Origin of the sequence: Stenotrophomonas sp. AR029 (genome assembly GCF_047520695.2) — a bacterium.
GTDB classification, from domain to species: domain Bacteria; phylum Pseudomonadota; class Gammaproteobacteria; order Xanthomonadales; family Xanthomonadaceae; genus Stenotrophomonas; species Stenotrophomonas sepilia.
On record NZ_JAXBQQ020000007.1, the window covers coordinates 158,769 to 180,982 of the forward strand.

Here is a 22,214-nt window from a genome sequence, read left to right on the forward strand (position 1 = left end):
TGCCACCCTCAAATGATAACGGCTCGTATTTGCATTTGATACCCATTCTCTTGAATGGGCGCGCAACACTGGGTTCAGCGCATTGCACGCAGGCCGAGCAGGCCACGGCGCTTGAACCACCACTCCAGGGGCAGTGTCACCAGCGGCGGGATCGCTGCCAGCAGGGCCAGGGCACTGGCCCACCACGGCCAGCGCAGGCGCACCGCCGCGAGCAGCGTCACCGCCACATAGACGAGGAAAGCCACGCCGTGCAGCGGCCCGAACAGCTTCACCAGGGCCACGTTGGCCATCGGGCCGTACTTCATCCACATGCCGATGAGCAGGCCGGCCCAGGTCACGGCCTCGATGAAAGCGACCGCAGCGAACAGGCGTCCGGTCGGGTGCATGGGGGAACGTTGGGTCACGTGGGGCTCCGGCATCGGGGTATCAAATGCGAATGATACGCAGATGCGCGCTGCATGTAGAGTCGAGCCGTGCTCGACTGCTTCTGCCTCGGCCACTGAAGGAAACACTCAGCAGTTCAGCGGGCGCAGCGGCGAGAGCGTGTCCACCAAGGTGGACACCTACCCGGGCATATCCGGCAGAACCTGCTCCCCGATCTCGCGCAGCACGTCATCCATCGTCCGCCCGTTATCGATCAGGTTGAACATCACATGCGCCACGCCCTGCGCATGCACGCGCAGCAGATACTCACGCAGGCCATCGCGGCCGACCTTCAGGCCCAGCGGCAGCGGCTCGGGCGGCGCCTGCGGATCTGCCTGCAGGTCCAGCAGCATCGACTGCACGAACGGCTTGCCTGGCCCGCCGCGCTGTGCAAGCGCCTGCTGCCACAGGCCGATGCGCCCTTCCTGCGCGGCCTCTTCGCGGTGATAGGTGGCCCAGCCTTCGGCCTCACGCGCTATCCACTGCAGGCTCTGCCGCGCGGTACCCACCACCAGCATCGGAATGCGGGTTGCCGGCGCTGGCAGCACGTCGAAGCCACCAGTGGCCTGCAATACGGCGGTGCGCTCATCGGCGGCCGGTGACAGCGCCGCCCGCAACAACGTCCAACGCTCACGGAAGGTCGCCGCCCTGCCCTCCAGATCCTCGCCGAATGCGGCGAACTCTTCCGGGCGGTCACCCGAACCCAGGCCCAGTACGAAGCGTCCGCCGCTGATCCGGTCCAGGCTCAACGCCGACTTCGCCACCTGCAGCGGCTGGCGCAATGGCAGCACGATGGCCGCGCTGCCGACCACGATGTGCCCCGTCGCGGCCGCCAGCATGCCCAGCCACAGGAACGGATCGTCCAGCGCACTTGCTGTCGCGTCCGGACCCTGCGGCACCATCAGCGGCACATCGCGCGCCCACAACGCGGCGAAACCAAGATCGTCGGCCAACCGCGCGATGCGCCGCGCCTGATGCGGATCGGCCAGCCCCTGCGACGCCACCGGCGTCATCAGGCCCAGGCTCAAGCCCTGCCCTGGAAACAACGCAGCGTACGCGGGATTGAAATCACTCATGCCTGCAGCTTAGCGTGCAGGCATGGGGCAGCGATGACGCGCAGCCCGCCACGGGAAGAACACTGCATGCCGACGATCCGCCCTGCCCGCGTCGATGACCTGCCCGCGATCAGCGCGGTGTGCCTGGCCGCGTTCACTGCGGCGGTGGCGCCCTCGCTCAGCGCAACCGGCATCGCCACGTTCGGCAATGTCGCCGCCGCCGATGCGTTCGGTGAACGCCTGCACGGCGACAACCATATCCTGGTGGCCGAGCAGGACGGCCGTATCGTCGGCGTGGTCGAGCTGAAGGAAGGCCGCCACCTGGCGATGCTGTTCGTCGATCCCGGCTGCCAGGGACAGGGCATCGGCCATGCACTGTTCGAGGCGGTGCTGCCGCAGGTACGCGAGCCGGTCCTGACCGTACGCGCATCGCTCAATGCTGTGCCGACCTATCTGCGCTATGGCTTCGTGGTTGACGGTGAGGCCGGCGAGTTCAACGGCCTGGTCTACCAGCAGATGGTGCGGGCGGCCGCCTGAAGGCACGGGCGCCGGCCAATGCCCGGGGCGTCATGCCCCGGCGCATGTCCGTCATGAGCAAACTGAATCAGCGGGTTCCCTGCGCGTTCCTACAATGCCCTGTCACCCTGCCCTTCGAGATCCTGCCGATGCGCGTCGCGCTTTCCGTGTTGCTGCTGGCTTCGGCGCTGAGTGCCTGCGCCCCGGCCCCGGTTTCCACCGCCAACTCCGCCGAGGCACCTGCGCCGGCCAAGGGAATCGCGTGGCGCCAGGGTGACGTCGATGATGCCTTCGCCGAAGCCGCAGACAGCGGCAAGCCGGTGCTGCTGTACTGGGGCGCGGTCTGGTGCCCACCGTGCAACCAGCTCAAGGCCGGCCTGTTCAAGGACCCGGCCTTCATCGCCTTGACCGGCAAGTTCGTGCCGGTCTACCTGGTTGGCGACGAGGAAGGTGCGCAGGCCTGGGGCGAACGCTTCGGGGTGCGCGGCTACCCGACCCTGATCGTGCTGGACCCACAGCGCAATGAACTTACACGCGTGGCCGGTGGCAACGACGCCGCCGAACTGACCCGGGCATTGACCGTCGCCGCCGGGCGCCGCAGTGCAATCGCTGCCACTCTGGCCACCGCCCTGGCCACGCCGGAGAAGTTGGCTGCAGAAGACTGGCAGGTACTGAGCGACTACGGCTGGGAAGTCGACGCCAACCGCCTGGCCGGCGAGCGCAGGAGTCAGGATGTACTGCGCCAGCTGTCCAAGGCGGCACCGGATGCCGCCCTGCAGCGCCGCTTCGCCCTGCTGGCCTTGGCCACCGCCGACACGCCCGCCAGCTCGCCTACCGAAGTACGCGAGCTGCTGCAGGCCGTGCTGGCGCAGCCGGCCGAAGTCCGCCGCAACCGTGAGTTGCTGGGCTATGCAGGCGCACAGCTGGTCACGCAGGCCAGTACTGGGCCGGCCACCCGCAACACGCTGGGCCAGCAGCTGCTGGTCGCGCTGGAACGCGCAGATGCCGAGCGCGGCGACCGCGCCGACGACGCATTGTCGCGCGCACTGACGGAAGTATCGCTGGCCCGCCAGCAGCAGCCGAAGGGCGCACTGCCCGCGCCGCTGGTTGATCGGGTCAAGCAGCGCGTGGCCGCGGCCGACGCCACCGCCACTGATGCGCATGCACGCCAGGCCACGATCAGCAGCGCGGTCTACGCACTGCGCCAGGTCGGTGACGACGCCGGTGCCGAGGCGTTGTTGCTGGCGGAGCTGAAGCGCAGCGAGCAGCCCTACTATTACATGCCCGAGCTGGCCGAACTGGCCGAGCACCGCGGCGACACTGCCGGTGCGCTGGAGTGGTTGAAGCGTGCCTACGACGGTGCGCAGGGCCCGGCCACCCGCGTGCAATGGGGCGTGCTGTACGTGGAAGGGTTGCTGAAGCTGGCGCCGAACGACGCGCCGCGCATCGAGCAGGCCACCGCCTCGCTGATCGCCGAACTGGAGGCGCAGCCGTCGGGTTACCACCAGCGCACCCGCCAGCGTTTCGAGCGCCTGGCCGGGCAGCTGAAGGCGTGGAGCGGGAAGCACCAGGGTGCCGAGACGCTGGCGCGATTGCAGCAGAGGATGCAGCAGGCGTGCGGTGAACAGGTGGATGGCGCGTGCAAGGACTGGTTGAGTTGAGTTGATGAAAACGCGGGCGGCTGGTTCGCCTGCCGGCGCCTTTGTTGATGCCGGTTGTGGCCGGGGGAGGGGCTGGCCGGGACACGCCGTAAACCCATCCTTGGGGGCTCGATGGCGCCATCCATGGCGCCAACGGTCCCGGCCAGCCCCTCCCCCCGCCACCGGACGGTTTCCTGCGAGCGCGGGCAGCACTTCAGCGCGCCGGTGAGGTTCGAAAAGCGGGTTCTGGTAGTGCCGGCCGCTGGCCGGCAACCCGACCTTGCCAGCATGCCGGCCAGCGGCCGGCACTACCATTCCGCTCGTGCTGTCCTGCAGGAAGAATCAAAGCGATGAACGCGCACGCACCTCAATCCCGCCCCTTGACCTCAACCAATGTTGAGGTGCGATAACGATCTCCCCACGGCCAGCCCCCTGGCCTTCCCACGGAGATTGCTTCGATGTCGTACTCGCTTCCCCCGCTCCCCTACGCCTACGACGCCCTTGAGCCGCATTTCGATGCGCGCACGATGGAGATCCACCACAGCAAGCACCACCAGACCTACGTCAACAATCTCAACGCCGCCATCGAGCAGGCCGGCATCGCCGAGCAGCCGGTCGAGACGCTGATCGCCAACCTCGATGCCGTGCCCGAGGCCCAGCGTGGCGCGGTCCGCAACAACGGCGGCGGCCACGCCAACCACAGCCTGTTCTGGACCGTGCTCAGCACCACCGGTGGTGCACCCGATGACGAACTGGCCGCCGCCATCGACCGTGACCTCGGCGGTTTCGATGCTTTCAAGGAGGCCTTCAGCAAGGCCGCGCAGACCCGCTTCGGCAGTGGCTGGGCCTGGCTGACCCGCGATCGCGATGGTCGCCTGCAGGTGGAAAGCAGCGCCAACCAGGACAGCCCGCTGATGGGTGCAGCCGTAGGCCTGTCCGGCCACACCCCGATCCTCGCACTGGATGTCTGGGAACACGCCTACTACCTGCACTACCAGAACCGCCGCCCGGACTACATCGGCGCCTTCTTCAACATCATCAACTGGGCCGAAGTCGGCCGGCGCTACCACCAGGCCCGGGCCTCATGAGCGGCGAGACACTGCCCTACGCCGGGCCGTGGGCCGGGGTGTTCCCCGCCCCGGCCCCGGTGCCATCGGTCGAGATGCCGCCGCGTGCCCTGCGGCGGCTGCTCGGCCATTTCCCGACCGGCGTGGCCATCGTCTGCGCGCGCGATGCACAGGGCAAGCCGGTCGGCCTGACCATCAACTCGTTCGTGCCGGTCTCACTGCAGCCACCGTTGGTGCTGTGGAACCTGGCGTTGCACGCACAGAGCCTGTCCACCTTCCAGCGCGCCACGCGCTTTGCGCTCAGCGTGCTGGCGGCCGACCAGGAAGCGCTGGCCCGGCGCTTCGCCGATCCGCAGGTCCGCAACCGCTTCGACGGCCTGGCATTGCTGGATGACGACGAGGACGCCCCACCCCGCATCACCGGTGCGGTCGCCCATCTCACCTGTACCCGCCACGCGCAGTGGCCGGTGGGCGATCACCTGCTGCTGGCCGGCCGCATCATCGAAGTGCACGAGAACGGCGGCGCGCCACTGCTGTTCCATCGCGGCCGCTTCCAGCCCGGCCCGGCCGAGCTGCTGGCGGAGGTACGCGGATGAACATCGAAGCTCTGGAATGCATGCTTGCCGCCGGCAAGGACGGCGCGCTGCTGCGCTTCGGCCTGGGCAAGGGCTGGCTGGATGCCGGCAACCCGGTACGCGCGGCAACCCACCTGGGCCGTTGCGTGGTGCTTGATCCGCAGTACTCGGCGGCCTGGAAGCTGCTGGGCAAAGCCTGGCTGGCCAGTGGCCAGCCACAGGCGGCCCGTGAGGCGTGGCAGCGCGGCTTGAGCGTGGCCGGCAGCAAGGGCGACCAGCAGGCACGCAAGGAAATGCAGGTGTTCCTGCGCCGCCTGGACCGCGAACAGGCGGCCCTGGCGAAGGCGGGCTGAGTCGATCAGCCCGCGTTGGCCGATGCCGGTGCGGACATGATGTCCGGCATCGGCAGGCGGCGCGGCTTGCTCGGGAACGCGTGGCGCAGGATGCGCCAGACCACCTGGCCGAACTGGCGCGGCAGCGAGCCGTTGTTGTAGTGCTGGCCGTAGCGGCGGCAGATGTCCTTCACTTCCTTGGCGATGGCCGCGTAGCGGTTGGCCGGCAGATCCGGGTAGAAGTGGTGCTCGATCTGGTGGCTGAGGTTGCCCGACAGCACGTTGATCAGGAAGCCGCCGCTGATGTTGGACGAACCGCGCAGCTGGCGCAGGTACCAGTGGCCGCGCGACTCATTGCGCAGGCACTCCTTGGGGAAGGTTTCCGATTCGGCGGTGAAGTGCCCGCAGAAGATGATCACGTAGGTCCAGATGTTGCGCAGGCCGTTGGCGACCAGGTTGCCCAGCATCACGGTGAGGAAGAACGGACCCGCCAGCAGCGGGAAGAACACGTAGTCCTTCAGCACCTGGCGCAGCATCTTGCGCGCCACCGGGCGGGTCTGCAGCCACATCGCACGGGCACTCATGCGGCCCTTCAGCCAGCGGCCAAGGCGAAGGTCCTGCGCGGCCACACCCCACTGGAACAGCAGTGCGAAGATCGGCGCGATGATCGGCTGCAGCAGGTAAAACGGCTTCCAGCGCTGTTCGGGGAAGATGCGCAGCAGGCCATAGCCGATGTCATCGTCCATGCCACGCACATTGGTGTAGGTGTGGTGGCGGAAATTGTGGGTCTTGCGCCAGTTGTCGGCGGTGGCAACGATGTCCCACTCGTAGGTGTTGCCATTGAGCTTGGGATCACCGGTCCAGTCGAACTGGCCGTGCATCACGTTGTGGCCCAGCTCCATGTTCTCCAGGATCTTCGACAGCGCCAGCAGCAGCGTGCCGGTGATCGCGGCCGGCCACAGCAGCGGCATCCAGAACAGCGGCGAAAACGCTGCCAGGAACAGCAGGCCACGGCCACCCACGCCGAACCAGCGCACGGCGGCGGCCACGCGGCGGATGTAGCGGGTATCGGAGGCGCCGAGGCTGCCGATCACACGGTCGCGGATCGCGTCGAGTTCCTCGCCGAAGGCATGCATCTCGGCAGTACTCAGGGCACGGTCGGTGGCGCGGGTCATGGCAGGCGTCCTCAGAGATCCAGGGTCAGGTCGGTGGTCGGTGCGCTCACGCAGATCCGCACCGGCTGTGCCGATTCGGACTGCAGGTCGCCGGTGCGCAGGTGGCGGGTGGCGCCACTGACGCGGTCACAGCTACAGGTATTGCAGATGCCCATGCGGCAGCCATGCTTGGGCTTGATGCCATGGGCTTCGAGGCTTTCCAGCAACGAGCGGCCGCGCGGCACGCTCAGCTGGCGGCCACTGCGGGCAAGGGTCAGCGACACTTCGCCTTCGCTGCTGGCGTCGCGCAACGGCGCCGGCGGAGTGAACGCTTCCGCCTGGAAACCCGCGACCTGGTGCGCCAGGCGTTCGCGCGCAGCGGCAACGAATCCATCCGGGCCACAGGCCAGCACGTGGCGCTGCGCCAACGGGGTGTCATCGCCGGCGACCTGCAGATCGTGAGTATCGATGCGTGCGGCAGGCGCATCACCCTCGCGGGTGGTCAGCAGGTGCACACGCAGGTTCGGCTGGCGCGCGGCCAGCGCCTGCAGCTCATCACGGAACTGCAGCTGGGCGGCACTGCGCTCCCAGTAGAACAGGTCCACCGGCGCGGCCAGCGGGCGCTGGCAGGCGTCGCGCAGCAGGCTGCGCATCGGCGTGATGCCACTACCGGCCGCCAGCAGCAATACCGGAGCCGCGGCCGGCAACTGGAATTCTCCGAACGCAGCCTCCACGCGGAACAGCTCGCCCGGCTGCGCATGGTTGACCAGATGCTGGCTGACCCGGCCGCCCTCGACCGCCTTGACGGTGATCGCCAGTTCGCGCGGTCCCAGTGCGGTGGGGCTGTAGCTGCGCTGCCACAGGCGTCCTTCAATCTCCACGCCGAGGGTGACGTGCTGGCCCGCGCGCATGCCGGCCCAGTGCCGGTTGGTGCGCAGGACCAGGGTCGCCGCGCCCTCGCCGGCCGGCTCGCGCCGGACCAGGCGGGCCACCGGCTCGCGCAGGGTCCACAGGGGATTGAGCTGGCCCGCCCAGAAATCGAACAGCGACGGCGAGAGCCAGCGGTACGGAGAGAACAGGGATGGACGGACGACAGCGCTCATGGGCGCACTATACGGGCGCACATACACCTGTGTATACATGTGTATATTGAACCGGATTGGGTATGATTCAGCCTCGCCCCACCGGAACCGTCATGGCCGCCGCCACCGTCTTGTCGACGCCTGAAGATGCCAACAGCCCGGCCCGCCGTACGGTGAGCCGCGAAGATCTGCTGGCCGCCGCCCTGAAGCTGATCGGGCCGCACCGCAGCCTGTCCACGCTCAGCCTGCGCGAAGTGGCACGCGAGGCCGGCATCGCGCCGAACAGCTTCTACCGGCAGTTCCGCGACATGGACGAACTGGCCGTAGCGCTGATCGACGCAGCCGGCCGCTCGCTGCGCACCATCATCGGCGAGGCCCGCCAGCGCGCCACCTCCACCGCCACCAGCGTGGTGCGGGTTTCGGTGGAGACCTTCATGGAACAGCTGCGCGCCGACGACAAGCTGCTGCACGTGCTGTTGCGCGAAGGCGCGGTCGGCTCGGACGACTTCAAGCACGCAGTCGAGCGCGAGCTGCATTATTTCGAGGAAGAGCTGCAGCACGACCTGGTGCGCCTGGCCGCACTGGATGGCGCGGTGCTGCACGCTCCGGAACTGGTAGCCAAGGCCATCACCCGGCTGGTGTTCGCGATGGGCGCCACCGCCATGGACCTGCCGCCGGAGAAGGATCCGGAGCTGGTCGAACAGATCTCCACGATGATCCGCATGATCATCGTCGGCGCCCGCACGCCCGCCGCATTCCGCCGCGGCTGACGATCGCGCCCTGGGGTCGGATCCCTTTCCAAAGGAAAGGGCTCTGACCCCAACCTCACTGCCCACACGGCAACTCCATCCTCCGGACATGACCACCGGCAGGTTTGTGGTTGTTTTATGTAATGTTATAACACTCCCTGATCTGACCCGGCCGGCGCTCCACTCGGAATTGCTGCGGCTTCGTTATATAGCCCTTGCTATATTGATAAGCCGCTGCTTCCATATGCATCAGCCAGGTCGCCCTCGCCGCCTTTCTTCCCCCAAGGACGACGCCCTCATGTGCTCTATCCCCCACCGCTTCCGAAGGTTGCCGCTGGCCGCCGCCATTGCCCTGGCCCTGCCGCTGCCTGCACTGGCTGACACTCCGAAACCGACCGAACTGGACCGTGTGCAGGTCAAGGTCAGCACCGCCACGCGCAGTGAACGCCTGCTGTCGGACGTGCCGATCCGCACGGAAGTGCTGCGCAAGGAAGACATCGCGCTGCGCGCGGCCACCGACTTCTCGCGCGCCGCCGAGCTGATCAACGGCCTGCGCGTGGAGAGCAACTGCCAGAACTGCAACACCAGCGAAGTACAGCTGCTGGGCCTGCCCGGCGCCTACAACCAGCTCCTGTTCGATGGCATCCCGCTGCTGTCCACGCTGGGCAGCGTGTACGGCCTGGAACAGATCCCGGCCGGGTTCGTCGACCGCATCGAAGTGGTCAAGGGCGGTGGATCGGCGCTGTACGGACCGGGCGCGGTTGCCGGTGTGATCAACCTGATTCCGCCGCTGCCGGCGCGCAGCGGCGGCCATGTGCAGGCCGGCGTGGATGTGCTGGAGGGTACACCTCAGAAGAACGCCGACGTTCGACTGGACCTGGTCGCCAAGGACGCAGACGCCGGTCTGTCGGTGATTGCCCAGCGCAACTGGAACAACGGCATCGACTACAACGGTGACGGCTACACCGAGATCACCCGCAAGAACCTCAAGGTCGGCGGGCTGCAGGCCTGGTACGCGCCCACGCCGGGCACGCGGCTGCGCCTGGACCTGCAGGTGACCGATGAAACCCGCCGCGGCGGCAATCGCCTGGACCAGCCAGAGTACCTGGCCAACATCGCCGAATCGCTGGATACGAAATACCGCCGCGGCAGTGTGTCGTGGGACCAGGAGATCACCGCCGACGTCGATTTCCGCCTGGCCTACGCCTTCGCCGACATCGACCGCGACAGCTTCTACGGCGGCCTGGGCGACGTGGTCACCGATCCCTCGGCGCCCGGCCATGACCCGTTGCAGCTTGACCGCAACCTGGCCGGCAGCGCGGCCTCGCGTTCATGGCGCCAGTACGGCCACACCCACAACCCGCTGCACTACATCGACAGCCAGTTGAACTGGCGGCTGGGCGCGCATGCACTGGCCTTCGGTGTGCAGTACAAGCACGAGGCGCTGGGCGACGACAACCGTACCGGTGATGGCCAGCGCCTGGCGGTGCTGGAAGACGCCACCTTCCACAACATCGGCGCCTTCATCCAGGACGAGTGGAGCCTGCGCGACAACGTCGACCTGGTATTGGGTGCGCGCGTGGACAAGAGCTCGGAACTGGACAGCGCAGTGTTCTCGCCGCGTATCGCGCTGGCCTGGCAGGCGACCCCGAACCTGAAGTGGCGCGCCGGCATCGCCACCGGCTTCCGTGCCCCGGAGATCTTCGTCGAGGACGTGCATGTCGATACGCTGGGTGGCGAGCAGGTGCGCGTGCGCAACACGGACGGTCTGAAAGAGGAACGCGCGTTGACCACCCTGTTCGGCTTCGACTGGCGTTCGGACCCGGCCAATCCGGTGTGGAGCTGGGATGCCACCGCCTCCTATGCACGCATCCGCGACACCTTCGCGCTGGGCGAGATCCAGCGCGGCGATGACGGCCAGCTGAGCCAGCTGCGCTACAACGCTTCCGGCTCCAACGTGCTGGGCGCGGAAACCAACCTCGGCTGGCAGCCGTCGCCGCAGTGGCGCCTGACCGCCGGTGCCTCGTGGTACCGCTCACGCTTCCGCGAACCGCAGCGCATCTTCGATGACACCGGCGACGGCGGTGACACCGTGATCGAAAGCCGCGACTACCTGAAGACACCGCGCTGGACCGGCCTGGCACAGCTCAGCTGGATTCCGGCCGAACCGTGGGAGACCTTCGTCGCGCTGCGCCATACCGGGCCGATGTCGGTGCTGAACAACCGGCTGGGCGAGCTGCACCGCACACGTTCGTTCCTGGTCACCGACCTTGGTGCGCGCTGGCACCGGCATCTGGGCGCACAGGCGCAGCAGGAAGTGTCGGTAGCTGCGGGCGTCAAGAACGTATTCGACCAGCGCCAGAAGGACCTCGAAGTGGGCGCGCTGCGGGACAGCGACTATGTCTACGGGCCGCGCTTCGCGCGCTCGTGGTACCTCAACCTGCGCTATGCGTTCTGAAGCACTGCGGACGCTGTTGCTGACCGGCGCGCTCCTGCTGGCCGTACCGGCGATGGCGGCAGACCTGCACGCGCAGGTCGCCGCCTCGTTGATGCGGCCAGAACAGCGGTCACTGCGGCCCATGCAATGGTCGCCGCCACCGAAGCTGGTGGCGCTGTACTTCGGCGCCGACTGGTGTGCACCGTGCCATGCCTTCGTACCCACGCTGCGCAGTGTGCGCGACGCGTTGCGCGAGACCGGCGCCGATACCGAAGTGGTGTACGTCAGCCTGGATGAGAGCGAGGCTGCATTGCGGCGCTACATGCACGCGCAGGACATGCCGTGGCCGGTACTGGACCCGCGCCGCGCCGCGCGCATGCCCGCACTGCAGGCACTGGCCCGGCTGGGACCACCGAACCTGGTGCTGATCGATGCGGATGGGAAGGTGCTGGCCAACGGATGGCAGGGCCGGCGCTATGAAGGCCTGCAGCCAGTGTTGAAGGAATGGACGAAACGCGCGTGCGCGCAACAGCAGGCGCGCTGCCCGCCTGGATTGTAGATCCACGCCATGCGTGGATGCTCCCTGTCATCGCGCGAACAGCAGCCGAGCATGGCTCGGCTCTACAGGAAACGTGGCTCAGCCGCCCTCGGCCCTGCGCACGAATGCCTCGAACAACGCCAGCGTCTGTTCGCTGACATGGTGCTCGATGCCCTCCGCATCGCGCCGCGCGGTGTCTGCGTCCACGCCCAGCGCCAGCAGGAAACGCTCCACGGTCTGGTGCCGCTGGCGGCTGGCATGGGCCAGCGCCTCGCCTTCCGGGGTCAGGAACACGCCGCGGTACGGCCGCTGCACCACCCAACCATCACGGGCCAGGCGCCGCAGCATCTTCGCCACGGTGGGCTGGGCCACACCCAGGCGCGTGGCAATGTCGACCTGGCGGGCCTCGCCGCCATCGGCCAGCAGGTCCGAAATCAGCTCGACATAGTCCTCCACCAGTTCCATCCGGTGCGCCTCGCGCACTTGCCGGAAGCTCTCGACCTGGCGCTCGGCCTCGATCAAGGGGGTGCTTTTCAGCGATGTCGAATCGTCGGTCTTGCCCACGCCTGCGCCTGTCCTTCCGGGGTGATCCAGTGTTGAACCTGAATTCTGGACCAGTAACGCGATAAAGACGATTGTTTCACATTGCTAATGACTATAGCAGGAGCTATATTCGGACCCATGAACACCCTGGCGCCCCGCGACCCTCCGGCCTCCACTCCGGCCAGCCTGGGTGCGCTCAACGCCTCGGTCGCGGTGCCCGACAAGGGCCATTGGTGGTTCCGCCTGCTGGCCTTCCTTGGTCCGGGCTACATGATCTCGGTCGGATACATGGACCCAGGCAACTGGGCCACCGACCTCGCCGGCGGTTCGCGCTTCGGCTACCTGTTGCTGTCGGTCATCCTCATTTCCAACCTGATGGCGGTGATCCTGCAGGCGCTGTCGGCACGGCTCGGCATCGCCACCGGCATGGACCTCGCGCAGGCCTGCCGCGCCCGCTACCCGAAGCCGGTGAACCTGGCGCTGTGGGCGCTGTGCGAGGCGGCGATCATCGCCTGCGACCTGGCCGAGGTGATCGGCACCGCGATCGCGCTGAAGCTGCTGTTCGACCTGCCACTGCTCTGGGGCGCGGTGATCACTGCGCTGGATACGCTGCTGGTGCTGCTGCTGATGAACCGCGGCTTCCGTGCGCTGGAAGCCTTCGTGATCGCGCTGCTGATGGTGATCTTCGCCTGCTTCGTGGTGCAGATCGCGATGGCTGCGCCGCCAGTGATGGCGGTGCTGGGAGGCTTCATTCCGCGCGCGCAGGTGGTGACCGATCCGCACGCGCTGTACATCGCGATCGGCATCATCGGTGCCACGGTGATGCCGCACAATCTCTACCTGCATTCGTCCATCGTGCAGACCCGCGCCTACCCGCGTACCAATGAAGGCCGCCGCAGTGCGCTGCGCTGGGCGGTTACCGATAGCACTCTCGCGTTGACACTCGCATTGTTCATCAACGCCAGCATCCTGATCCTGGCGGCGGCGGTGTTCCATGCCAATGGTCGTTTCGACGTGGAAGACATCGAGCAGGCGCACCAGCTGCTGGCGCCGATGCTGGGCGTGGGCGCGGCGGCGACGTTGTTTGCGATCGCGTTGCTGGCCTCCGGCCTGAACTCGACGGTGACCGCGACGCTGGCCGGCCAGATCGTGATGGAAGGTTTCCTGCACCTGCGAATGCCGCCGTGGCTGCGACGGCTGATCACCCGCGCACTGGCGATCATTCCGGTGGTGGTGGTGATCCTGCTGTTCGGCGACCAGGGCGCGGTGAAGCTGCTGGTGCTGAGCCAGGTGGTGCTGTCGATGCAGCTGCCGTTCGCGATCATCCCGCTGGTGCGGATCGTGACCGACAAGGTGACGATGGGGGCGCTGGTGGCCCCGCGCTGGCTGGGCGCGATCGCCTGGGTGATCGCGCTGGTGATCGTGGTGTTGAACGTGAAGCTGCTGGTGGATACCTTCAACGGCGCATAGCGTGAAATGCCAAGGCGCCGTTGAAGAGTCGAGCCATGCTCGACTCATCGCACCCGGCACGAACAGCAGCCGAGCATGGCTCGGCTCTACAAATGTAACGCGATCGCGGCCTCGATCTGCTGCGGCGACTGGAACCCGGCCAGGCGCGTGCGTTCGTTACCATCACGGAACAGGGACAGCGTCGGCGTCTGCCGCAGCCCCAGTTCCCTGAAGAACGCCTCACCCAGCACTTCCAGCTGCACGCGAAGCAAGGTGGTGCCCTGCCCCGCCACGCTGTTGGCCACGCGGTGCAGCGACACTTCCAGCATCCGGCACCCGGGGCACTGGTCCTTGTGGAAATCCACCAGCACCCGCGGGTGCTCGGCCAGCAGCTGCTGGAACTGCTCAGGCGTGGTGGCGTCGATGATCTGCATCGTGGTTGCTCCAGTAGTGGGCCAGGACCGCATCGGTCCAGGCGTCGATGGCTTCGGCATGACGCTCGCCATGCGGCATCTGTTCGATCTCCAGCGGCGGGTAGTCGCTGCGGAAATAGCGGATCAGCCGGTGCACGGCACCACAGTAGTACTCCTGCCCCCACTGCGTTTCGCCGGTGCCGAACACCGCCAGCTGGCGTGGCTGCTGACCGCGCTCGGCAATGCCAGCCACCCACGCCTTCATCTCCGCTGGCGTGCGCCCGGCGTTGTCGGTCCAGCAGCCCAGCAGCACCAGGTCGGCCTCGCCGGCAGCCAGCGGCGGCGCCTGCCGCAGGTCGTCGGCCTCCTGCCAGTGCACCGCATGACCTGCGGCGCGGCAGCGCTCGGCGATCTGCCGGCCGAGCTCGCGGGTGTTGCCGCTCAAGGAGGCGACCACCATCAGGATGCTCAGCGCGGTGCCGGGCTCAGAGGTCGTCGAAGCCGTTGTCGACGTTGGTCTTCTTGTAACTTGCATTGCGCATCTCGAAGAAGTCGGTCTTGGTCTCGGTGAAGTTGTCGGCGTAGGCCCTGATCCAAGGCATCACGTTGTCGGTGGTGTCGCTGTACAGGCGCTCGATGCCGAGCATGCCGGCCATCTTGTTGGCGCGGTACTTCACGTAGCGCACCATCTCGTCCACGTCGATGCCATCGATGCCATCCAGCACCTCCGACGACCACTGCGTCTCAAGCTCGATGGCATGTTCGAATGACTGGTGCACATAGGCGGTCAACTCATTGGTCTGCAGCTCGGGGTTTTCGCCGATGATGGCGCGGATCAGCTCGCTGATGAACTTGGTATGGGCCAGCTCGTCGCGATTGATGAAGCTGATGATCTTGCCGGTGCCGTTCATGCGGTTCTGCCGCACCATGTTGTAGAAGTACGCGAACCCGGAATAGAAATTGATGCCCTCCAGGATCGAGGACTGGATCAACGACTTGAGCAGGGTCTCGGCGGTCTTCTCGCGCATGAAGTCGTCGTACGCACCCATGATCGGGGCATTGCGCTTGATGATGGTCGGGTGGGTGCGGGCGATCTCGAAGATCCGGTTCTGGTTCGGCAGGTCGGTGATCGAGGCCAGCACGTAGCTGTAGCTCTCGTTGTGGATCACTTCCTGCTGGCCGATGATGGCTGCGTTGGCATGCGCGGCCGGGTCGGTGATGTACTCGGCCACGTTGTAGATGAAGCGCGTCTGCGGTGAATCCAGCGTGGCCAGCAGGCCGATGATTGAATCGTAGGCGTTCTTTTCGCGCCCTGACAGCTCGCCGTACTGGCGCGCATCCAGCTTCATGTCCACTTCGTCGGGAATCCAGAAGTTGGTCGACAGCTCCTTGTAGGCCCGATAGAACGACGGGTACGGGATATCGTTCCAGTTGAGGATGCCGCTGGTCTGGCCGTTGATGATGCCGGTGCTGCGGTTGGGATGGCGCGGTTCGAGGATCTTGATGCGGTCGAGGGGGGTTGCCATGGGCTTCTGCCTTCGTTCTCTTTCTATCGTGTTGCCGGCCAGCGGCCGGCACTACCGTGGGTCGCCGGTGGTCAGCTGGCGCACCACTCGCATTCGCTGATGTCGATGTCGTTGGAGCGCACGTAATAGGTGGTCTTCAGGCCTTCGCGCCAGGCGCTCAGGTGCAGCTCCAGCAGCGTGCTCGCACGGATGGTGCTGGGCACGTACAGGTTGAAACTGATCGACTGGTCGACATGCCGCTGGCGGCGCGCGTTCTGGCGCACGCTGGCGAACTGGTCGACCTTGTAGGCGCCCTTCTCGTAGTACGGCCAGGTCTCCAGCGACAGTCCCGGTGCTGCCACCGGCCGCCGGAAGTCCTTCTTCTCCTCGTAGTAGAACGCGCTGTAGATCGGGTCGATCGAAGCGGTGGAACCGGCAATCTGCGCGGTGCTCATGTTCGGCGCCACGGCCAGCAGCCATCCGTTGCGCAGGCCGTGCGTGGCGACCTCGCGGGCCAGGCTGTCCCATGCGGCGCCAGTGTAGTCGCGGTCACGGAAGTAGCGCCCGTTGTGCCAGTCGCTGCCCGCGAACATCGGGTAGCTGCCCTTCTCCTGCGCCAGTTGCGCGCTGGCCTGGATGGTCAGGAAGTTGATGCGTTCGTAGAGACGGTCGGCCAATTCTTCGGCATCCGGAGATTCCCACTGGATCGCCTGCTGCGCCAGCAGGTGGTGCCAACCGAACGTGCCCAGGCCGATGGCGCGGTACTTGCGGTTGGTGATCGTGGCCTGCGGCACCGGCAACGCATTGAGGTCGATCACGTTGTCGAGCATGCGCACCTGGATCGGGATCAGGCGCTCCAGCACATCGGTGGCCAGCAGGTCATCCGGCGCACTGATCGCCCGGCCGAGGTTGATCGAGGACAGGTTGCAGACCACGAAGTCGCCCGCACGGCGCGTGGTGACGATCTGGTCGCCGCTGACGATCTCCTGGATCATCCGCGTCGGGCTCATGTTCTGCAGGATCTCGGTGCACAGGTTGCTGGAATAGATCATGCCCGCGTGCTTGTTCGGGTTCCTGCGATTGACTTCGTCGCGGTAGAACAGGAACGGGTTGCCGGTTTCCAGCTGGCTGAGCATGATCCGCTTGAACAGATCGATGGCCTTCACCGTTCGGCGGCTGATGCGCTCATCGGCCACCAGCTCGGCATAGCGGTCGCGGAAGCTGCCCGAACCGCGCTTCTCATCGTAGAAGTCCTGCAGGTACCAGCCCTTGGCCTGCTTCACCTCGTGCGGGTCGAACAGGTACCAGTCGGCGCGGCGTTCCACCGCTTCCATGAACAGGTCGGGTACGCACACCGAGGTGAACACATCGTGCGCGCGCAGGCGCTGGTCGCCGTTGTTCAGGCGCAGGTCCATGAAGGCTTCGATGTCGCGATGCCAGATGTCCAGGTACACCGCCACTGCGCCCTTGCGCTGGCCAAGCTGATCAACCGACACCGCCGTGTTGTTGAGCTGCTTGATCCACGGCACCACGCCGCCGGAGGAGTTGGCCACGCCACGGATCGGTGCGCCGCTGCTGCGCACGTAGCCCAGGTAGGCACCGACGCCGCCGCCGTGCTTGGACACGCGCGCGATATCGGTGTTGGAGTCATAGATGCCCTGCAGGCTGTCGTCCACCGTGTCGATGAAGCAGCTGGACAGCTGGCCGCCCACCTTGCCGGCATTTGCCAGCGTCGGCGTGGCCACGGTCATGTACAGGTTGGACAGCGCCCAGTACGCCTCGCCAACCAGCTGCATGCGGCGTTCGCGCGGCTTTTCCTCCTGCATCAGGTACAGCGCAATGGTCAGCCAGCGCTCCTGCGGCAGTTCATAGACCTCGCGGCTGCGGTCGCTGGCCAGATAGCGGGTGGCCAGCAGGTACAGGCCGTTGTAGGCGAACAGGCGGTCGCGTTCCGGATCGATCATCTCACCGGCCTGCTGCAGCTCTTCCTTCGAATAGCAGCGCAGGATGTCGTTGCTGTAGATGCCGCGGTCAGCCAGGCTTTCCTGCAGGCCCACGTAAGAGCCGTACTTCAGGCTGACATCGTAGAAGCGGTTGCGGCTGGCACGCTTGTACAGGCGGCGCAGGTAGATGCGCGCGGCGAACTGTTCCCACTCGGGCGCGACCAGGTCCACCCGCGATTCGGCCTCGCGGATCAACAGATCGACCAGGTCATCGGCGCTGATGCTGGGCTTGCGCTCGACCATTGCCTGCACCACGCGGCGGTAGTCGCTCACATCCAGCTGCGGGAACTCGGCATGCACGGCATCGATGCTGCGCTGCAGGCGCTCGGCGTCGAACGGCAGGCGGCGGTTGCCGGCCTCCTTGGTGATCCAGGTCGGTACGCGCTCGCCACCGGCGCGCAAGGCGTCGCCAGCGCCGGCCGGATCGGCCACGCGGGAGGTACTGTCGGTCATGGTGGTGAAACTCCAGGCTCGCACGCGCATTGGCGGTCGATGCCATGGCGGCCCTGGACGCGATACCGGCGCACGGGGCGAACGGGTGGATTGCCAGGGTGCGGGAACGTAGGTCGTCGGCATCTGCCTGCGCCTGCGGCCGGTATCCGGGCCGTGGGGGGCGACCTGCGTCCGCACGATGGCGGCCGCGTCGACACGGCAAGCCTTCAGGGGCGGGCCGCGGGACGTTTGCTGCATGTCCGGCGGCGGCGGCTGACCGGGAGTGACAGCCACAACATAGTGGGGATGACGCGCACCGTCAACACAAGATGCGGTAATCACGACATGCCGCGACGATCAGTCGCAGGATGCCGTGTTGCAGCGGTGACGCCTTGTCGACATGCCCTGCGTCCCCAGTTCGGTACAACATCCACTTTCCCCGGAACACCGCCCCATGCGCGCTGCCCAGTACTCCTCCTTCGGCAACCCGGCCGACGTCCTCGCCATTGCCGATGCCGCCCTGCCCGAGCCCGGCCCCGGCGAGGTGCGCATCCGCACCGTGCTGGCCTCGATCCACAACCACGACCTGCTGACCGTGCGTGGCCTCTACGGGTACAAGCCGACATTGCCGGCGATCGGTGGCAGTGAAGCACTGGGCCTGGTCGATGCACTCGGCGATGGCGTGGACGGCCTGCAGATCGGCCAGCGGGTAGCCGCCGCCTCGGTGCACGGCACCTGGGCCGAGGCCTTCGTCGCACCGGCACGCATGGTGATTCCGATGCCGGAGGCGATCCCGGACGAGATGGCCGCACAGTTGATCGCGATGCCGCTGAGCGCGCTGATGCTGCTGGAATTCCTGCACGTCCAAGCAGGCCAGTGGATCGTGCAGAACACCGCCAACGGCGCGGTCGGCAAGTCGCTGGCGATGCTGGCAAAGGCGCGCGGCGTGCACGTGGCCAACCTGGTGCGCAATGCCGCGGCCGTAGCGCAGTTGCAGGCGCTGGGCATCGATCATGTATTCGACACCTCGGTGGACGGCTGGAAGGATCGCGTGCGTGAGGCGACCGGCGAAGCACAGGCCGCGGCCGCAGTGGATTCCATCGGCGGCGACGCCAGTGGCGATCTCGTCGACCTGCTCGGCCACCACGGCACGCTGGTGTCGTTCGGTGTGATGAGTGGCGAACCGATGCACATTCCCGCCGGCGGCCTGATCTACAAGGAGGCCACGGTGAAGGGCTTCTGGGGCAGCAAGGTCAGCCAGGCGATGGCGGTGGAGGACAAGCGCCGGCTGGTCGGCGAGCTGCTCAAGCGCGCGGCCAGCGGCGAACTGACCTTGCCGGTGGAGCAGATCTTCGCGCTGGACGATATCGCCCAAGCGGCGAAGGCGGGCGCCGGTTCGGGCCGTAACGGCAAGGTGCTGCTGCGGCCGTGATGGCCGGACAACCGGGGTCAGATCCTTTTCCAACGGAATGGGATCTGACCCCCAGGAGGAGTGACCCCCAGGAGGAGTGCGGACCAACGGTCCGCACCCACCGAGTCGGCTCGTTAAGAACCTGTGATGTATAACTGAATGCGCTTTCGTCATTGGAAGGCGCAGGTACCTGCATGCGGTACTGACGGCTCCCCCCCCGTTCGGCGTTGCCGCTTCCATGTACCGCACCACCCTGAACCTGCTTGCCGGCGCGATCGCGCTGGGCCTCACTGCTGGCACCGCCAGCGCCTCTGAAACCACCGATGCCGGCAAGGACAGCACCACCCTCGGCGCCGTGCTGGTGACCGGCTCCAACATCAAGCGCAGCGATACCGCCGGGCCCAACCCGGTGCAGATCGTCAGCCGTGAACAGATCGAGCAGACCGGCCGCTCCACCCTCACCGACGTGCTGCGCAATCTGTCGGCCAATGCCGGCAACAGCTTCGACGAGCAGTACACGGGCAGCTTCGCCGCCGGCTCTGCATCGATCGGCCTGCGTGGCCTGTCGCCGAAGAACACGCTGGTGCTGGTCAACGGCTACCGCGTATCCAACTTCGGCTTCGCGCTCAATACCCAGGACACGTTCGTCGACCTCAACGCGCTGCCGATCAGCGCAGTCGAGCGCATCGAAGTGCTCAAGGATGGTGCTTCGGCGGTGTATGGCTCCGATGCCATCGCAGGTGTCATCAACATCATCCTGCGCAGGAACTTCCAGGGCGTGGAAGTGGGTGGCGGCTTCGGTACCGCCACCCAGGGCGGCCTGAACGAACGCAAGGCCAACCTGCTGGCCGGCTTCGGCGACCTCGAACAGCAGGGCTGGAACGTGCTGTTCGGCTTGGACCTGCTCAAGCGTGATCGCCTCGACGCCGACCAGCGCGCCTATACCCGCAGCGGCGATTTCCGCGACAAGCCCGGCGGACGCCTGGCCGGCTGGTCCACCGCCGGTGGCAACTGGCTGTCCAACCCACGTGCACCTCAGCCGTTCGCCAACTGCCCCGAGGGCAGCCAGCTGCGCCCGTACAGCGACTTCGGCAGTACCCTGCCCGGCCAGGCCTGCGCCTTCAATGCGCAGCCGTTCAAGACCCTGCAACCCGGCGCCGAGCGCCTGCAGGCCTCGTTGAGTGCAACCTACCGCTTCAATGACAGCGTCGAGGCCTTCGCCGATATGCTGTACAGCCACAACAAGGCCGACCAGATCTTCAGCGCGCCGCTGACCGTCGGCCCCGGCCTGCGCGCGTACAACCCGGCCACCGGCACGCTGATTGACGTGCCGGCGGTGCTGCCGGTCGGCCACCCGAACAACCCGGGCAGCACGCCGCTGCCGTTCGAGTACACCTTCTTCGATCTCGGCCCGCGCCTGAAGGACAACACGCAGGTGTTCTACCGTGCCCTGGCCGGCGTGCGCGGCAGCGGTGAACGCTGGGACTGGGAAGTCGCGGCGCTGACCTCGCAAAGTGCGCAGCGCGAGTACGTCGACAATTTCGTCAACCGCTATGCGTTCGAACAGATCCTGCGCGACGGAAGCTACAACTTCCTCAACCCGTCCGCCACGCCGGGCGCGCTGGATGCACTGCGTCTGCAGACCAAGCGGCCAGGCTGGTACAAGCTGCACGCGTTGAACCTAAAGGCCTCGACCTCGCTGTGGCAGATGCCGGCCGGTACGGTCGGCTTTGCCTGGGGTGCCGAGTTCCGCAAGGAATCGCTTGACGCGCGCACCAGCGCGCAGGTGCTGTCGGGCACCGAACTGCGCCCGGCCATCAACGTGGTCAACGGCGAGCGCCAGGTCAGTGCCGCCTATGCCGAACTGAGCGTGCCACTGCACCGCACGTTGGAGCTGCAGGTGGCCGGCCGCGGCGATCACTATGACGACTTCGGCAAGGCGTTCTCGCCGAAGGTGGCGCTGCGCTGGCAGCCGCTGGACAGCCTGCTGCTGCGTGGTTCGTTCTCGCGTGGCTTCCGCGCCCCCTCGCTGCCGGAGATCGCGCCCGGCCAGACCGTCAGCTACGGCTCGGTGATCGATCCGCTGGATCCGCTGCAGCCCGGCGGCAGCCGTGGCGTCACCAACATCCGCACCGGCAACCCCGACCTGAAGGCCGAACGCTCGCGCAACTTCAACGTGGGTGCGGTGTGGTCTCCGGATGGTGATACCAGCATCGGCCTGGACTGGTACCGCATCGAGCAGGACAACCTGGTCAAGCCGGACAGCGCGCAGTTCATCGTCGACAACCCGACCCTGTTCCCGGGCCGCGTGCAACGTGATGCGCAGGGACGCATCCAGTTCATCTCCAACCAGTATGCCAACCAGGGCGAGTTGACCACCTCGGGGCTGGACCTGGACGCCAGCCGCACCTTCCGTACCCACGGCTGGGGCAACTTCACCGTGGCCGGCAGCTGGACCCACCTGCTGAGCTTCAAGCAGCCGCTGGTGGCTGGCCAGTCGCCGTACGAAGGCGCCGGCAACAACCGCCACGGCGCACTGCCGCGTACGCGCGGCACCACCTCATTGAACTGGGCGGTGGGCGACTGGAGCAGCACGCTGAGCCTGCAGTACGTGAGCGGCTACGACCAGCGCGTGGCGACGGCGACCAGCAATCCGGGGCTGCGTAACCGCGTCAAGCCGTATCACCAGCTGGACCTTTACGTGGCGTACGAGGGAATTCCGAATACCACGCTGTCGCTGTCGGTGCTGAACCTGACCGACAAGGATCCGCCGTTCGATCCGGCTGGCGGTTCCAACGGCTTCGACATCAGCCAGTACAACCTGCGCGGACAGTTCGTCTCGCTGGGTGCGCGCTACCGGTTCTGATGCGCCAACGGGGCGGCGATGATG

20 protein-coding genes are annotated in these 22,214 nt (G+C 66.7%); 11 read left to right on the top strand and 9 right to left on the bottom strand.

Annotation, left to right across the window (positions count from 1 at the left end):
- Positions 1-74: 74 nt before the first annotated feature.
- Positions 75-386 (bottom strand): DUF3817 domain-containing protein, encoded by a 312-nt coding sequence (locus tag ACM0PB_RS18295; RefSeq protein ID WP_414604567.1) that lies wholly within the window; start codon positions 384-386, stop codon positions 75-77.
- Between the two features lie 177 nt (positions 387-563).
- Complete coding sequence (locus ACM0PB_RS18300) at positions 564-1,499, bottom strand: TIGR03571 family LLM class oxidoreductase (protein ID WP_139727231.1); 936 nt, start codon at positions 1,497-1,499, stop codon at positions 564-566.
- Positions 1,500-1,565: 66 nt separating this feature from the next.
- Between ACM0PB_RS18300 and ACM0PB_RS18305 the strand changes: the two genes are divergently transcribed.
- The 5 genes from ACM0PB_RS18305 (at position 1,566) to ACM0PB_RS18325 (ending at position 5,629) form a co-directional block, all read left to right on the top strand.
- The gene (locus tag ACM0PB_RS18305; RefSeq protein WP_414604558.1) at positions 1,566-2,015 is read left to right on the top strand and encodes a GNAT family N-acetyltransferase; all 450 of its coding nucleotides are present in this window, start codon (positions 1,566-1,568) and stop codon (positions 2,013-2,015) included.
- A 128-nt stretch (positions 2,016-2,143) separates the two neighbouring features.
- A complete protein-coding gene (locus tag ACM0PB_RS18310) occupies positions 2,144-3,655 on the top strand; it encodes a thioredoxin family protein (RefSeq protein ID WP_414604566.1) in 1,512 nt (503 codons plus the stop codon).
- A gap of 437 nt (positions 3,656-4,092) precedes the next feature.
- Positions 4,093-4,722, top strand: a complete 630-nt coding sequence (locus ACM0PB_RS18315) for a superoxide dismutase (RefSeq protein WP_414604557.1) — start codon at positions 4,093-4,095, stop codon at positions 4,720-4,722.
- Positions 4,719-5,297 carry a flavin reductase family protein gene (locus tag ACM0PB_RS18320; RefSeq protein WP_053498541.1) on the top strand — a complete coding sequence of 193 codons (579 nt, stop codon included), beginning with the start codon at positions 4,719-4,721 and terminating at the stop codon, positions 5,295-5,297. The genes ACM0PB_RS18315 and ACM0PB_RS18320 overlap by 4 nt, the downstream gene beginning before the upstream one ends.
- Positions 5,294-5,629 (top strand): tetratricopeptide repeat protein, encoded by a 336-nt coding sequence (locus tag ACM0PB_RS18325; protein ID WP_053498539.1) that lies wholly within the window; start codon positions 5,294-5,296, stop codon positions 5,627-5,629. Before ACM0PB_RS18320 ends, ACM0PB_RS18325 begins: the two co-directional genes overlap by 4 nt.
- 5 nt (positions 5,630-5,634) lie before the next feature.
- On the opposite strand, the gene ACM0PB_RS18330 is transcribed toward ACM0PB_RS18325, so the two are convergent.
- Positions 5,635-6,783, bottom strand: a complete 1,149-nt coding sequence (locus ACM0PB_RS18330) for a fatty acid desaturase family protein (RefSeq protein WP_005416924.1) — start codon at positions 6,781-6,783, stop codon at positions 5,635-5,637.
- An 11-nt stretch (positions 6,784-6,794) separates the two neighbouring features.
- Complete coding sequence (locus ACM0PB_RS18335) at positions 6,795-7,865, bottom strand: ferredoxin reductase (RefSeq protein WP_176556924.1); 1,071 nt, start codon at positions 7,863-7,865, stop codon at positions 6,795-6,797.
- A gap of 92 nt (positions 7,866-7,957) precedes the next feature.
- Between ACM0PB_RS18335 and fabR the strand changes: the two genes are divergently transcribed.
- The 3 genes from fabR (at position 7,958) to ACM0PB_RS18350 (ending at position 11,589) form a co-directional block, all read left to right on the top strand.
- Positions 7,958-8,614 carry an HTH-type transcriptional repressor FabR gene (fabR, locus tag ACM0PB_RS18340; RefSeq protein ID WP_005416927.1) on the top strand — a complete coding sequence of 219 codons (657 nt, stop codon included), beginning with the start codon at positions 7,958-7,960 and terminating at the stop codon, positions 8,612-8,614.
- Between the two features lie 277 nt (positions 8,615-8,891).
- Positions 8,892-11,051: a TonB-dependent receptor plug domain-containing protein gene (locus tag ACM0PB_RS18345; RefSeq protein WP_065179193.1), complete on the top strand. Its 2,160-nt coding sequence runs from the start codon at positions 8,892-8,894 to the stop codon at positions 11,049-11,051.
- A complete protein-coding gene (locus ACM0PB_RS18350; protein WP_065185719.1) occupies positions 11,041-11,589 on the top strand; it encodes a thioredoxin-like domain-containing protein in 549 nt (182 codons plus the stop codon). The genes ACM0PB_RS18345 and ACM0PB_RS18350 overlap by 11 nt, the downstream gene beginning before the upstream one ends.
- Before the next feature lie 78 nt (positions 11,590-11,667).
- On the opposite strand, the gene mntR is transcribed toward ACM0PB_RS18350, so the two are convergent.
- Entirely contained in the window at positions 11,668-12,132 is a 465-nt protein-coding gene (mntR, locus tag ACM0PB_RS18355) for a manganese-binding transcriptional regulator MntR (RefSeq protein ID WP_005416934.1), read from the bottom strand.
- A 117-nt stretch (positions 12,133-12,249) separates the two neighbouring features.
- Here mntR and ACM0PB_RS18360 point away from each other — a divergent pair, with 117 nt between their 5' ends.
- The gene (locus ACM0PB_RS18360; protein ID WP_414604556.1) at positions 12,250-13,581 is read left to right on the top strand and encodes an Nramp family divalent metal transporter; all 1,332 of its coding nucleotides are present in this window, start codon (positions 12,250-12,252) and stop codon (positions 13,579-13,581) included.
- Positions 13,582-13,667: 86 nt separating this feature from the next.
- Here the strand turns inward: ACM0PB_RS18360 and ACM0PB_RS18365 are convergent, their stop codons facing one another.
- The 4 genes from ACM0PB_RS18365 to ACM0PB_RS18380 form a co-directional block, all read right to left on the bottom strand.
- Positions 13,668-13,994: a thioredoxin family protein gene (locus tag ACM0PB_RS18365; protein ID WP_005416939.1), complete on the bottom strand. Its 327-nt coding sequence runs from the start codon at positions 13,992-13,994 to the stop codon at positions 13,668-13,670.
- Positions 13,966-14,433: a flavodoxin gene (locus tag ACM0PB_RS18370; RefSeq protein WP_080375118.1), complete on the bottom strand. Its 468-nt coding sequence runs from the start codon at positions 14,431-14,433 to the stop codon at positions 13,966-13,968. The genes ACM0PB_RS18365 and ACM0PB_RS18370 overlap by 29 nt, the downstream gene beginning before the upstream one ends.
- A 25-nt stretch (positions 14,434-14,458) precedes the next feature.
- Positions 14,459-15,499 (bottom strand): ribonucleotide-diphosphate reductase subunit beta, encoded by a 1,041-nt coding sequence (locus tag ACM0PB_RS18375; protein WP_005416944.1) that lies wholly within the window; start codon positions 15,497-15,499, stop codon positions 14,459-14,461.
- A 71-nt stretch (positions 15,500-15,570) separates the two neighbouring features.
- Positions 15,571-17,934 carry a ribonucleoside-diphosphate reductase subunit alpha gene (locus tag ACM0PB_RS18380; protein ID WP_414604555.1) on the bottom strand — a complete coding sequence of 788 codons (2,364 nt, stop codon included), beginning with the start codon at positions 17,932-17,934 and terminating at the stop codon, positions 15,571-15,573.
- Between the two features lie 433 nt (positions 17,935-18,367).
- Between ACM0PB_RS18380 and ACM0PB_RS18385 the strand changes: the two genes are divergently transcribed.
- Both ACM0PB_RS18385 and ACM0PB_RS18390 read left to right on the top strand, forming a co-directional pair.
- A complete protein-coding gene (locus ACM0PB_RS18385; RefSeq protein ID WP_374082852.1) occupies positions 18,368-19,345 on the top strand; it encodes a zinc-binding dehydrogenase in 978 nt (325 codons plus the stop codon).
- A gap of 217 nt (positions 19,346-19,562) precedes the next feature.
- Positions 19,563-22,190, top strand: a complete 2,628-nt coding sequence (locus tag ACM0PB_RS18390; protein ID WP_164229992.1) for a TonB-dependent receptor — start codon at positions 19,563-19,565, stop codon at positions 22,188-22,190.
- The last annotated feature ends 24 nt before the right edge of the window (positions 22,191-22,214 follow it).